Source organism: Fusibacter sp. (assembly GCF_057447755.1).
This window is the reverse complement of sequence record NZ_JBVBZF010000077.1, coordinates 1-13,452: the sequence shown is the minus strand read 5'-3', so window position 1 is coordinate 13,452 and position 13,452 is coordinate 1. Positions and strand designations below refer to the sequence as shown.

The 13,452-nt window shown below is 36.4% G+C and carries 14 protein-coding genes; 11 read left to right on the top strand and 3 right to left on the bottom strand.

What is annotated here, in order from left to right; translation table 11 throughout:
- The 5 genes from AC220I_RS10860 to AC220I_RS10840 form a co-directional block, all read left to right on the top strand.
- Nucleotides 1-402 (top strand): substrate-binding domain-containing protein (locus AC220I_RS10860; RefSeq protein WP_486723851.1); only part of this gene is annotated, 402 nt, incomplete at its 5' end.
- 325 nt (nucleotides 403-727) lie between these two features.
- Complete coding sequence (locus AC220I_RS10855; protein WP_486723850.1) at nucleotides 728-2,818, top strand: glycoside hydrolase family 3 C-terminal domain-containing protein; 2,091 nt, start codon at nucleotides 728-730, stop codon at nucleotides 2,816-2,818.
- 180 nt (nucleotides 2,819-2,998) lie between these two features.
- Entirely contained in the window at nucleotides 2,999-4,393 is a 1,395-nt protein-coding gene (locus tag AC220I_RS10850) for a carbohydrate ABC transporter substrate-binding protein (protein ID WP_486723849.1), read from the top strand.
- Between the two features lie 133 nt (nucleotides 4,394-4,526).
- Complete coding sequence (locus AC220I_RS10845; protein ID WP_486723848.1) at nucleotides 4,527-5,504, top strand: carbohydrate ABC transporter permease; 978 nt, start codon at nucleotides 4,527-4,529, stop codon at nucleotides 5,502-5,504.
- Nucleotides 5,504-6,355: a carbohydrate ABC transporter permease gene (locus tag AC220I_RS10840; RefSeq protein WP_486723847.1), complete on the top strand. Its 852-nt coding sequence runs from the start codon at nucleotides 5,504-5,506 to the stop codon at nucleotides 6,353-6,355. The genes AC220I_RS10845 and AC220I_RS10840 overlap by 1 nt, the downstream gene beginning before the upstream one ends.
- 207 nt (nucleotides 6,356-6,562) lie before the next feature.
- Here the strand turns inward: AC220I_RS10840 and AC220I_RS10835 are convergent, their stop codons facing one another.
- On the bottom strand, nucleotides 6,563-7,552 hold the full coding sequence (locus AC220I_RS10835; protein ID WP_486723846.1) for a copper amine oxidase N-terminal domain-containing protein: 990 nt from the start codon (nucleotides 7,550-7,552) through the stop codon (nucleotides 6,563-6,565).
- 199 nt (nucleotides 7,553-7,751) lie between these two features.
- Between AC220I_RS10835 and AC220I_RS10830 the strand changes: the two genes are divergently transcribed.
- The 4 genes from AC220I_RS10830 to AC220I_RS10815 all read left to right on the top strand — a co-directional run bounded on the left by AC220I_RS10830 (nucleotide 7,752) and on the right by AC220I_RS10815 (nucleotide 10,734).
- Complete coding sequence (locus AC220I_RS10830; protein WP_486723845.1) at nucleotides 7,752-8,387, top strand: TetR/AcrR family transcriptional regulator; 636 nt, start codon at nucleotides 7,752-7,754, stop codon at nucleotides 8,385-8,387.
- A gap of 74 nt (nucleotides 8,388-8,461) precedes the next feature.
- On the top strand, nucleotides 8,462-9,046 hold the full coding sequence (locus tag AC220I_RS10825; RefSeq protein ID WP_486723844.1) for a helix-turn-helix domain-containing protein: 585 nt from the start codon (nucleotides 8,462-8,464) through the stop codon (nucleotides 9,044-9,046).
- Nucleotides 9,043-9,720: a CatA-like O-acetyltransferase gene (locus AC220I_RS10820; protein ID WP_486723843.1), complete on the top strand. Its 678-nt coding sequence runs from the start codon at nucleotides 9,043-9,045 to the stop codon at nucleotides 9,718-9,720. Before AC220I_RS10825 ends, AC220I_RS10820 begins: the two co-directional genes overlap by 4 nt.
- A gap of 132 nt (nucleotides 9,721-9,852) precedes the next feature.
- A complete protein-coding gene (locus AC220I_RS10815) occupies nucleotides 9,853-10,734 on the top strand; it encodes a VOC family protein (RefSeq protein WP_486723842.1) in 882 nt (293 codons plus the stop codon).
- A 67-nt stretch (nucleotides 10,735-10,801) separates the two neighbouring features.
- Here the strand turns inward: AC220I_RS10815 and AC220I_RS10810 are convergent, their stop codons facing one another.
- Nucleotides 10,802-11,290, bottom strand: a complete 489-nt coding sequence (locus AC220I_RS10810; protein ID WP_486723841.1) for a prolyl-tRNA synthetase associated domain-containing protein — start codon at nucleotides 11,288-11,290, stop codon at nucleotides 10,802-10,804.
- 264 nt (nucleotides 11,291-11,554) lie between these two features.
- Between AC220I_RS10810 and AC220I_RS10805 the strand changes: the two genes are divergently transcribed.
- Together AC220I_RS10805 and AC220I_RS10800 are read left to right on the top strand one after the other, a co-directional pair.
- A complete protein-coding gene (locus AC220I_RS10805; protein ID WP_486723840.1) occupies nucleotides 11,555-11,983 on the top strand; it encodes a hypothetical protein in 429 nt (142 codons plus the stop codon).
- Nucleotides 11,984-12,147: 164 nt separating this feature from the next.
- A complete protein-coding gene (locus tag AC220I_RS10800; protein WP_486723839.1) occupies nucleotides 12,148-12,672 on the top strand; it encodes a hypothetical protein in 525 nt (174 codons plus the stop codon).
- 240 nt (nucleotides 12,673-12,912) lie between these two features.
- Here the strand turns inward: AC220I_RS10800 and AC220I_RS10795 are convergent.
- The coding region (locus AC220I_RS10795; protein WP_486723838.1) for an oleate hydratase at nucleotides 12,913-13,452 on the bottom strand (540 nt) is incomplete at its 5' end.

The window sequence follows — 13,452 nt, the reverse complement described above, 5'->3', positions numbered from 1 at the left end:
GTAAAGTCAAAGTACAGTGAGAAAAATGCAAATATTGATGCCGTTCATGAGATTTTAAAACGTGATCAACTGCCAACGGCAATTATCTTTCCAGATGATTATTCAGCAATTTGGGGCATCAGTACCTTACGTGCACATGGTATAAAAGTACCAGAAGATATTTCTGTAGCAGGCTTTGACGGTGTTGAAATAGGGGAGATGGTCTATCCAGTTCTCACTACCGTTAAACAAAATACATCAAGACTTGGTCATGAAGCATCCTTGAGATGCATCCAAATGGTAGAGTCAAAGACCAACAATCATACCGTAACTACAGTAGGCATAGAACTCGTGAAGGGTGGTACATGTACCAAACCTAGAGATATAAGCAAACCATTAAAGGGAAAACTAAAAAAGACTTAGTTTTTAATTGTTTATCATATTTACGACCTTATAAAAACTAGTTTTTCCTAAGTTTAAAACGCTTTTGAGAGCTAGTTTTTTTGTACTAAAATCTGAAATTAACTTATAAAGATTCGATTTTTTATATTGACCTGCCAAAAAATAGATTGTATAATCATATTAACGAAAGCGATTTCGAAAAACACACACTTCACTTACGAAACGTTCTAGTGAGTTTCGAATGTTTTTTTTTGGACGTTTACGTAACCGGTTTCGGTCTTGGCGAAACGAATTGAAATTTCAATATTTTCAGGCAATTTACAAGTATGATTATTAGGGGTATAGAATGACAAAATATTTAGATAAAAATTTAAGTGTCGAAGAAAGAGCTCAGGATCTTGTTTCGAAAATGAGTGTTGAGGAAAAGGTAAGCCAGTTAAATTACATAGCTGCACCTATAGATCGCCTCGGCGTTTCAGCCTATAACTGGTGGAACGAATCCTTACACGGTGTTGCTAGAGCAGGAACAGCTACCATGTTTCCACAAGCAATTGCACTTGCAGCAATGTTCGACGAAAAAACGCTTCAAGAAGTAGCGGAGATTTGCTCCAATGAAGCCAGAGCAAAGTATAATCAAAACAAGAAACATGGAGATGTGGGGATTTACAAGGGATTAACCATGTGGTCTCCAAATATAAATATTTTTAGAGATCCAAGATGGGGTAGAGGACAAGAAACCTACGGAGAAGACCCTTATCTGACAGCAAGACTTGGAATTGCCTTTGTGAAAGGCCTACAAGGAGACAAAGATGTTTTAAGAACAGCTGCATGTGCAAAACACTTTGCATGTCACAGTGGTCCTGAAGGTATAAGACATGAGTTTAATGCAATCGTAAATGATAAAGATTTATACGAAACTTATCTTCCAGCATTTGAGGCATTGGTCAAAGAAGGTAATGTTGAAAGTGTCATGGGGGCATACAATCGCGTTAATGGCGAAGCCGCATGTGCAAGTAATTTCTTAATCGGCAAGCTTAAAGAATGGGGTTTCAAGGGACACTTCGTTTCAGATTGCTGGGCAATTAAAGATTTTCACTCTAATCACTGTATCACGAGCACAATAGAAGAATCTGCAGCCTTGGCTTTAAAATCGGGGTGTAATTGCAACTGCGGTGACGAATATTTGTCATTGATGAATGCCATTAATACTGGACTTGTTTCTGAGGAATATGCAACTGAATCAGCTGAAAAATTAATGACCACTAGAATGAAACTCGGTATGTTTGACAATGGCTGTGAATATGATTCAATTCCATACAGTATTGTCAGCTGTGATACTCATAAGGCGTTTTCGCAAAAGTGTGCTGAGAAATCTATGGTTCTTCTTAAGAACAATGGCATATTGCCACTTTCAAAATCTAAAATTAATTCAATCGGTGTCATAGGGCCAAATGCTTCAAGTTTAGACGCTTTAAGAGGCAACTACTATGGTACAAGCGATGAATACATTACATTCCTACAGGGGATCAGAGAAAGTTTTGACGGGCGAGTATATTACGCTGAGGGAAGTCATTTATTTAAAAATTCTCTTCAACCACTTGGTGAGCCTGGTGATGGCTATGCAGAAGCGATTACAGTTGCTGAACATTCTGACGTTGTAGTCCTCTGTGTTGGACTTGATGCAACGATTGAAGGTGAAGAGGGCGACACAGGAAATGCCTTTGCGGCGGGTGATAAGACAGATTTATTTTTACCAAAGCCACAAAGAGAATTAATTGAAAAGGTACTTGCAGTTAATAAACCAACGATTATCGTGGTTGCGGCAGGTAGTGCAATTAACCTTGATACAGATCAATCAGACGCCATCATTCACGCATGGTATCCTGGTCAAATGGGGGGTAGAGCACTTGCAAACCTATTATTTGGAAAAGTTTCACCATCCGGAAAATTACCTGTTACTTTCTATGAATCCACAGAATTACTTCCGGACTTCGAAGATTACTCAATGGTCAACAGAACCTATAGACATTTAGAAAATAACGTTCTTTATCCTTTTGGATATGGATTAACTTATTCTAAAATAAAGTGTCATTCTCTTGAATTTGACAAGACCACTTTAAAGGCAAAAGTTAAGGTTGAAAATATAGGAGATTTTGATACGGATGATGTCGTGCAGCTTTATATCAAGGATTTAGAATCAAAATGGGCAGTGCGCAATCATAAGCTTTGTGCTATGAAAAGAGTTCACCTAGTAAAAGGGGAATCAAGAGAAGTTGAGTTTTTAATTTCTAAAGATGCCTTTGAAATTGTTGATGAATCTGGTAAGCAATATAAGGACTCTAATAAGTTTATCTTATTTGCTGGCGTCAGCCAACCTGATCCATTAAGCGAACAATTGACTGGTGTAAAATGTGTCAGCTATTCAATTGAGTTTTAGTTTTGTTTTAATTATCGTAAATCAATCTCATGTTCTAAAAGCGTAATTTTGTATTAATCGGTGTAAACTAATGTTTTCAATTTTATTGCTTATTGAATTTCTCTATTCTAGCCAAAATAAGTCATTAAAATTTATAACATTAGTCAACATAAATAATCTTTATTAATTTAGGGGGATACGATGAGAAAACTATTAAGTTTATTATTGGTTGTATTAATGGTATTTAGTTTAGCTGCTTGTGGTTCAAAAGCACCAGAACCAGCGCCTGCTGCTGAAAACACTACAACTGAAAATCAAGCACCTGCTGCTGAGGCTTCAACAACTACTGAGAAAAAAGTGCTAAACGTATGGTCATTCACTGAAGAAGTACCATCAATGATTCAAAAGTATGTAGATACGCATCCAGAATTTGCGGCTCAATACGAAATCAAAACAACGATAATTGCAACAACTGAAGGTGCATATCAACCTGCACTTGATCAAGCTTTAGTTTCTGGCGGCGCTGACGCACCAGACATTTTTACAGCGGAAGCTGCATTTGTACTTAAGTACACTCAAGGTGATGCGTCACAATACACTGCATCATACAAAGATTTAGGTATTGCTGATGTTGAACAACTAATCAAAGATGCTGATATCGCTAAATACACTGTAGATATCGGTACAAATGGCGATGGTGAAGTTGTAGGTTTAGGTTACCAAGCTACTGGTGGCGCTTATATTTACAGAAGATCAATTGCTAAAGATGTTTGGGGAACGGATGATCCTGCTGAAGTTGCTAAAATCATCGGACCAGGCTGGGATAATTTCTACAAAGCTGCTGCTGACTTAAAAGCTAAAGGTTATGGTATCGTATCAGGCGATGGTGACATCTGGCATGCAGTTGAAAACAGTTCAGATCAACCTTGGGTAGTTGATGGTAAATTAGTAATCGACCCTAAGAGAGAAAGCTTCCTAGATTTATCTAAGTCACTTAAAGACAATGATTACCACAACGATACTCAAGACTGGCAAGATGCATGGTTTGCAGATATGAAAGACGCAGGCTCTAAAAAAATTCTTGGTTACTTTGGTCCTGCTTGGATGATCAACTATGTAATCGCTGGTAACAGTGGTGACACATTTGGTGATTGGGCAGTTGCTGAACCTCCAGTTGGATTCTTCTGGGGTGGTACATGGGTACTTGGTTCAAAATCATCTGAAAACAAAGAAGCTGTTGGCGAAATTATCAAATGGATCACGCTTGACACAAGTGAACAAGGCTTGCAATATATGTGGGCTAACGGTACACTTAATGGAGAAGGCGGCACTAAAGATGCTGTCGCTTCTGGTAAAGTAATGTCAATCTCTAATGGTGAACTTGAGTTCTTAGGCGGACAAAATATGTTCGATATCTTTATCCCTGCAAATCAATTTGCAAATGGTAAGAACTTAACTCAATATGATGAAACAATTAACACTTACTGGCGTGATCAAGTTAGAGCATATACTGCTGGTGAGAAGAGCAGAGAAGATGCTTTAAAATCTTTCAAACAAATCGTTGCTGATAACTTAGACATCATGGTTGAAAACTAAAAACAAATGAAATAAACAAAATTTGGGATAGGAGAGAACTTTCTTTCCTATCCCAAAATATGTAACATACAAATCAATTTCAGTTTTTAATATGCAATTATAATTATCTAATTTTTATGGGGGTGAGTTAAATATGAAAAAGCAGAAGAGTGTGAGTTACGCAAAATACGGTTATATTTTCAGCTTGCCTTTTATAATTATATTTCTAATCTTCTCGCTATATCCAATTATTTATACTGCAATTATTGGATTTACAGATTATAAAGGCCTTGGCGCTTCATCGTTCCACTTCTTAGATGAACCATTTAAGAATTTCGTAACAGTACTTCATAATGGCTCTTTTAGACAAGCGTTAAAAAATACTTTTATTATATGGACTCTTAATTTTATACCGCAGATTTCAATTGCACTCATTTTAACAGCATGGTTTACGTCTAGAAGTAATACATTAAAGGGTAAGGGGTTTTTTAAGGTATTATTCTATTTACCAAACATCATCACTGCTGCGAGTATCGCAATTCTGTTCTATTCTTTGTTTGGATATCCAGTTGGCCCGGTAAACAGCGCACTTATGCATTTTGGCATTATTGATGAACCGATTAACTTCTTGGTAAGTAAATCAAATGCCAGAGCAATTGTAGCCTTTATTCAATTTTGGATGTGGTATGGATATACCATGCTCATTCTGACTTCCGGTGTTTTAGGCATTAACCCTGAAATCTATGAAGCAGCTGAACTGGATGGTACTACTGGCCTTCAAACATTTCTTTACATTACCTTGCCAAACCTTAAGACGATCTTACTTTATGTCCTTATTACAAGTATGATTGGTGGTCTTAACATGTTTGATATTCCAAAGCTATTTATGCAAGGCGGACCTGATAATTCAACACTTACAACAAGCGTTTTTATATACAATCAAGCATTTAGCGGTAGCTACTTGTACAATAGAGCCGCTGCTGCCAGTATGATTATGTTTGCGATCATTGCATTCTTCTCGGCAATATTGTTCTATATAATGCGTGATAAAGATGAAATTAAATTCAAAAAAGAAGCAAAAAGATTGCAGAAAGAGAGATTAAAACTTGCGAAGGAACAGGGGGCTAAATAATGATGAAGACTAAAAAGAAAAACCGGGGACTCCGCTTTAAAATCCTAGCATATTCGGTATCCATACTTCTCGTAATTATAAGTATATTGCCATTTTGGATCATGTTTGTAAATGCAACAAGAAGCACATTCCAAATCCAACAAGAAGCCTTGTCGCTTGTACCTTCAACACACTTATTTGAAAATGTTCAAATATTAACGGGCAAAACTTTTAATCCATTAAAAGGGCTTACAAACTCAATGATTGTTTCAGTAGCTTCAACAGCATGCACCATTTACTTCTCAGCATTAACGGCATATGCGATTGTTGCTTATAACTGGAAACTGAGAGGACCATTTTTCACCTTTATTATGGCAGTTATGATGATACCTGCTCAGGTGTCGGTTATCGGTTTTTATCAGTTTATGTACAAAATAGGGATGACCAACAACTTCTTAGCCTTGATTCTTCCAACGATTGCCACACCCGCCGCGGTGTTCTTTATGAGACAGTTCATGTTGGCCTCATTGCCAATTGAATTGGTTGAGGCTTCAAGAATTGATGGTGCTAGTGAATTCTATACCTTTAATAAAATCGTGTTGCCAATCATGAAACCTGCCATGGCAACACAAGCCATATTCACTTTTGTATCCAGTTGGAATAACCTCTTCTTACCACTTGTACTGCTCACAGACAATGACAAATATACCATGCCGATCATGGTAAGTCTTTTGAGAGGTGATATTTACAAAACAGAATATGGTGCAGTTTATTTAGGCCTTGCACTTACAGTTCTTCCACTCTTTGTTGCATATTTCTTACTTTCTAAATACATCATCGAAGGTGTTGCCCTTGGTGGTGTAAAAGGTTAAACATTTCATTTGCTATTCCAATGTCTTAAGAGCACTTGTAAACTTTCAAGTGTTCTTTTTTTATAAAAAAATTACCCAACCACTGAAAAATCTTAATTCAAGTGGTTGGGTTTTATTATTTGAAATAAATTAGAGCCATAAGCTGCGAAGGAGAGTATTTAACCTCAACCTGCGTCAGTTAAAATTATTTGTACAAGGCATATACGATTACTGAATCTTATATACCAGGTAAGCTGACGTTTGCGGGGGCATACTCGCCGTCATCATCATAGGGGAAACAACAATCACAGCATCTCCTATTGCAATTTCATCTTGGATATAAGTGTATGCTTTTGAAGTATGAATGATTTTTTGACTTTCAATACTTTCATCTCCTATGTCCTCAACGAGTACAAGGGTCATCGTGCCGGTTTCATCATAGTTGATTTCCTTAATAATGCCATTGTGGGTTACGGGTTCCATATCAGTAAATGTGATATTGCCATTTTCTACGCTTATTGCTTTACCAATAACTTCCACGAAAAATTCGGCTGGAACTAAAGTTCTACCGTCAATGATTATTGGCGCTTTTGATAAAGGTCTTGCTGCCATTCTGTTTTTAAAATATGCATTTTCATCAATTTTTACTGAGGTCCAAATAGCACCTTTCTTCATCTCTACAGTTCTTGTAGAACCATCCCATGACACTTCATAGCCCATAGCTTCTAAAACAGAACGAAGGGGAACCATCATTTTACCATCTACGAGCTGTGCATTGACATCTGAAATAATTTCTTCGTCATCATATGTGAGTGTAATGGCTTCTTTTTTCACAGGCATTGGACCAATACTGTCCATAATAGGTGAGAACTTGTTAATTTCAGTGAGGATGTAAGTTGCTTCGCCATATTCTGCAGTTACTTCAATAAAATCACGTGATTTAATAAAGGGATAGTCCGCTTGAATCAGATTGTTATTATCAAAAATTGTAACAGGATATGCTTTACCATCTACAGTTAATGTCAAAGTTTGGTTGTCATAGCTTACTACAAATCCTCGAATGGTTTCAAAGCCTTCCTTTGGAAGTTCATTCTCAGTTGTCGTCACGGCTACTGTGTTGGTTGTCACATTCATAGCTTCACTTGAGTTATCTGCATATGATAAAACCGTTAGTGTACATAATGATAACATGGCTATCACGAGTATTGCTTTTTTCATTTATTTTGCCTCCATTTTCTATCAATGCTCTTTATGACGATAATTCGTGGACTAAAGTTCCCTATAATATATCTTTTTTTGTCTTTTTACAATTTAAGTCATACTTGACACTCAAATAATATGGTGTAGACTAGAAAGCGAATCAGGTATACCAACAAGTATACCAAATAGACTCCTACTTAAGAGCGAGGGTAAATATATGAAAGCAAACTCTAGAAGACAACAAGAAAAAAAGAACAAAGAAGAATGCATATTGGCAAGCGCTGAGCGGGTTTTTGGCCTAAAGGGCTATGAAGATGCTTCAATGGACGAGATTGCTAAAGAGGCTCAATATACCAAACGAACAATCTATCAATATTTCGCAACAAAAGAATCCTTATACTTGTCAGTCATTGCCAAGGGCTTAAACAAAATACTGGACCTTATGTCTGAAGAAAATTTCACAGACCAGACCGGTTATGATCAAATGATGCATTTGTTTGTTCTCTTTTACATGTATTACAAAGAATATCCAGTCACGTTTAGTGTGATTAGCAAATGGGGCAATACCAAAGAAAAAATAACCTGCGACAATAATATTGATCATGAACTCATGCATTTGAACAAGCAGATTCTATCTAAAATTAAAGCGTCTATAGAACTTGGGAAAAAAGATGGCAGTATCACAACGCATCTTGATACCCAAATGCTGTCACTGAGCTTAATGTTTTTGGTTACTTCTTTTTTTAACCAGTTATCCATATCTGGCGAGAGTTTTACCAGTTACTTTAATCTAGATTTAGACGATTTCAGAGGTTTTATCCTTGAAATGGTTTTAAGCATTTTAAAAAAATAAACCATAAAACTCTACGGAACGTTGATTGAAAGATGCTAAGACATCACTTATCATGATAATGCGGAGGTAATGAAATGGATTGTAATAAAATCGGTAAGCTCATATTTAAACTGCGCAAAGAACAGGGTATGACTCAAAAACAAGTTGCAGATGCAATGAACATCAGTGACAAAACAATTTCAAAATGGGAACGTGGCATGGGATGTCCTGATGTAACATTGCTAAAAGACCTGTCAAAAATACTAGGTGTGAATATAGACACAATATTATCCGGAAATATTGAAACCAATGAAACAAATGGTGGGAATATGAAGAAAATCAAGTTTTATGTATGTCCTAACTGCAATGCTATATTAAACAGTACAGGCAACTCTGAAGTCTCTTGCTGTGGAAGAGTCCTTGAGCCTTTGAAGGCGAAAAAAGCTGATGCCAACCATGAGGTTACCATTGAAGCTGTGGAAAACGATTATTATGTGACTTTTAAACATCCTATGACAAAATCACATTATATTTCATTTTTCGCATCTGTCGTAAACGATAGAATGCTCTTGATTAAACTTTATCCAGAGCAGAACCCCGAAATAAGATTCCCCAAAATGAAAGGGGAGGCCCTTTACTATTATTGCAACAAACACGGATTATGGAGGCATAATAAATGAACAAAGAACAATGGCCAGCTGGTTTCACACCAATAGATCTTAAAAATTGGCAAAGGAATCAACTGTTCTACTATTTTTCTAAAATGGCACCCACTGGATATTCTATAACGGTTGAACTGGATATAACAGTGATGATGACTATTTTGAAATCAAAAAAAATAAAATTTTTTCCCGCCTACTTATGGGTTACGACTAAAGTGGTTAATCAACTTGAATACCTTAAAGTCGCATACCATGAAGAGAACCTTGGCTACTGGGATGAATTGACACCAATGTATCCTCATTTTCATGATGACGATAAGACCATCTCCATTCTTTGGACCCCATTTAATGCGGATTTCAAGGTCTTTTACCAAAACTATCTTAAGAATCAAGACACTTTTGGAGGCGAAAAAACTTTACTTCCTATGTCTACTACAATGCCACCTGCAAACTGTTATTCAATTTCATGCATTCCTTGGCTTGAGTTCAAACATTTTGCTCTACACTCTTATGACAATAAGCCATATTATTTTCCAACCATAGAGGCGGGAAAGTACTTTGAACGTGATGGGAAAACATTCTTGCCCTTTTCCTTTAATGTACACCATGCCACAGTAGATGGATGGCATGCCAGTCAATTTGTTGATCTCCTTCAAAAGGAAATGAACAAGGCTGAAATATGGACTTCATAACCTTAAATCATCACTTGCACATAAATAGAATATTTCATCGTTACTTTATGGATTTCCGTACATTTATTGGGGTATAATATTTTTATTAAAGCTAACTTAAATCAGTTCAATTGACTGTAAAAGGAGAATTCAATGAAAAGTATTATGCCACATTTATGGTTTGATCAAGAAGCACGTGAAGCTTCTGAGTTTTATGTTTCTCTCTTTGAAAATTCTAAAGTAGAGCATATAGACATTATTAGAGATACACCTTCTGGTGACGCTGAAATTTTAACCTTTAAACTTGCTGGCCAGCCATTTATGTCTATAAGTGCTGGTCCATATTTTAAGTTTAATCCTTCTGTTTCACTCATGGTCAACTGTTACTCCAAAGCTGAAATTGATACACTTTGGAAAGCACTTTCAGAAGATGGCAGTGAGTTGATGCCTCTGGGAGAGTATCCCTTTAGCCCATATTATAGCTGGATCCAAGATAAGTATGGTTTATCATGGCAACTATTTTTAACTGAACAGAATGGTCATACGCCAAAAATCGTACCAAATCTTTTGTTCTCAAATGGTGTTTGTGGCCGTACTGAAGAGGCTGTAAACTTTTATGTGGATGTCTTTAAACATGCAGGAATCAATTTTATAAGCCGTTACGAAGCGGGTGAGTCCACAAATGAAAAAGCAAAGATTAATTTTGTCTCATTCAGTCTTGAAAACACGCCAATTACAGCAATGGACAATGGTTATGAAGTCGATTTTACATTCAATGAGGCATTTTCCTTCATACTGAACTGCGATGATCAGGCTGAAATCGATTATTATTGGCAAAAGTTATCCGCAGTGCCTGAAGCAGAACAATGCGGGTGGGTGAAAGATCAATTTGGATTTTCATGGCAGATTTTACCTTACAACATGGGAGAACTGATGCGATCCGATTCCGAGGAAGCCACTCGAAAAATCACACAAGTAATGCTTCAAATGAAAAAAATTGACATTGAAGCATTGAAAAGTGCAAGATTTAAATAATTAAATAATAACCTTAAAACACAAAAATACCGAACCCTTTCTATTAAGAGGTTTCGGTATTTTCAAATTATAGCGCCCAATAATAAACTTGATTTTCTCGGCTTTCAAGAAATTTGACAAAATCATCTGTCTTGAGTTCCACCGTGGCAGTGTTTACATTAGGATGAAATGTCAGAAGGGATTCCGAAAGCAATGACTTGTCTACAATCACGATAACCTCGCCCTTGGTATCATTTATTAAACCAAAGGGGGATACGGAACCAGGCAATAAACCTAGATACTTCATAAGTCTATTCGCCGATGCAAATCCGACTCGGCCCAAATCATAATCCTCTGATAGTTTGTTTAAATCGACACGTTTATGGTCTTCAACGACGACCAAATAATGTTTCTTGCCATTGTTGTCCTTTAAAAAAAGATTCTTACAGCCAACGCCTTCAAATTCAAAATCGAGCTTATCACAATCCTCAACAGTGTAAACGGGTGGATGCTCGTATACTTTAAAATCAATATTAAGCGCCTTTAAGGCGTCGTAAACCGCTTGTTTTGTTTGCATTTTATTCACCTCATTCTATTAATTACGCATTATTTGAACTTATTTTAATATCCATTTTAACATTTTAGGATAAAAATCGCCATTATTTGAAAGAATATTCTGAAAAAATAGCCGTGTGTTGTAAAATAACAAGTGAAATAATAATAAATATGTTATAATGAATATATAAGGACCATTATTTCTAGTATACATAATATCATTCACATTAAAGACCCTAAATTGAAAGTACTAGAGCAAAGTATTAATGTATTAAGGGAGGACAAAATGCTAAGAAAATGTGAGCAATGTGGTCGATTTTTTGGTGATGAAGGGGACAGCAAGATTTGTAGTGCTTGTCGATTGTCCACTAGAAACTTTAAGAGCACCGGAGACCCTGAAAGAGATAAATTTCAAGCTACAAGAGATGCCGTTTATGACAATCCAGACATTTCTCCACAAGGTATAATTGATCTATTGGCAGAAATGGGCATTGAAATCACTGTCCGTCAAATTATGAAATACGTCGACGAAGGAAGACTTTCGTTAAATACTGATAAGGTTGGCAACCATTGCCTGGGCTGTGGTAAAAAGATTGGCTTTGGTAAATACTGTGACAGGTGTAGATTAAAACAAGAAATGAACAGCTCCAGTGACGACTCGTCAAAAAACGATGATGATGATAGTCACAAAATTAAAATGCATATTAAACGCTAAACATTTAATTAATTCATCAACCATTAAATCATCAACAATTAATTCATTAACCAAAATCCAGGTTATGCCTGGATTTTTTTATATAGACGACAAAACAAGGTTTTGGCGTTAACTGATTATAGACGACAAAATGATTTTTAACCATGTGGGAAGGGAGACGTAAAATGAAAAGACCATACATAATCACCGCCTTGATCATTATGCTATTATTAGCACTTATCGGCATCAATGGCCAATATCATATTTTAGATCGAATCACCATTAAAAACAGACTTGTTGAATATAAGGAGAAGCTCTGCAATGTCGACGCATCAAATGCCAATGATGAATCCTATCTGGCCTATAAGCAAAATAATGTAGCTGTCCTCATTGACTTGCACACAAGTCGTTTTAAGCCTTACTTTACTGAGGATGCCTTTAAAGCATTCTGGGCCAATCGTATGTCTACACTCTATTATGAGTACGTTGATATGAATCCCACAGAAAGTCTTACACTTGATACGATAAAGTTTGACACTTTTAATTATGATTCTGAACAAAATAGATATATCATTTATTATACGATGACCATTAAATCAAGTAGTGGCCTTGTCTTTACCGAGCACAACCAATCTGTCATTATCAAAGAAAAGGGAACATGGCTCATTCAGCACGAAAAAATATTTTGGTCAAAGGACATGTTTAAATAGTAACTTCTAAGATTTCAATAATAAAGCCATCACGATGGGGGACATATCTAGGATATGAACTCTCCTATAAGCGTGATGGCCTTTTTATTATATTACATTAGTTCATTGATCGGGAAATTTCAACTTCTAAATAGCGGTTAGATGCGGCAAAACAAGGTTTTGGCCATCCCTTAATGTACAAAAGATAATGCTCTCTAATTACAAGGTGAATCCACATGATTGCATATTTTGACTTGTTTATTATCTGTAGCTTGTATTAACCGCCTTTAACAAGGTTTTAATATTATGCTGATGGGGTGTAATTGGACAAATTTTCTTAGGCGATTTCATTAGTTTATAAACTGCAATTCTAGCGGCTCTTATGGAAAATTCTTCAGTAAAGACCATGTCATCTGGAATTTCAACAAATTGACTAATCATTGCGAAGTTTTCAGATCCTGCTGGCACAACTTGTGGTCTATCCTTAATGGCTCTTGGTTGGAACATTGAAATAATATACGGCATCATACAAGGGATGACATTAACCACAGTGCCCATGATTTCGTCAAGATGCTCTTCCATGTGTAAATGATGTATTAACTCAACGAGGAGTTCTTCGCCAGTACAATCACGCATAGGTTTTTTCACGAAATCGCCAACTTTATCGGTATAGAGGCCATAAGCCCAAAAAATGGTGGTGTCTTCAGGTTGATTTTTAAAATGTGGTTGCTTGGCCACAACCATAGACATTAACCAGTTTGAATCCTTAAAGGTCATTAAGGCACCGCTTCCTGGTTTGTT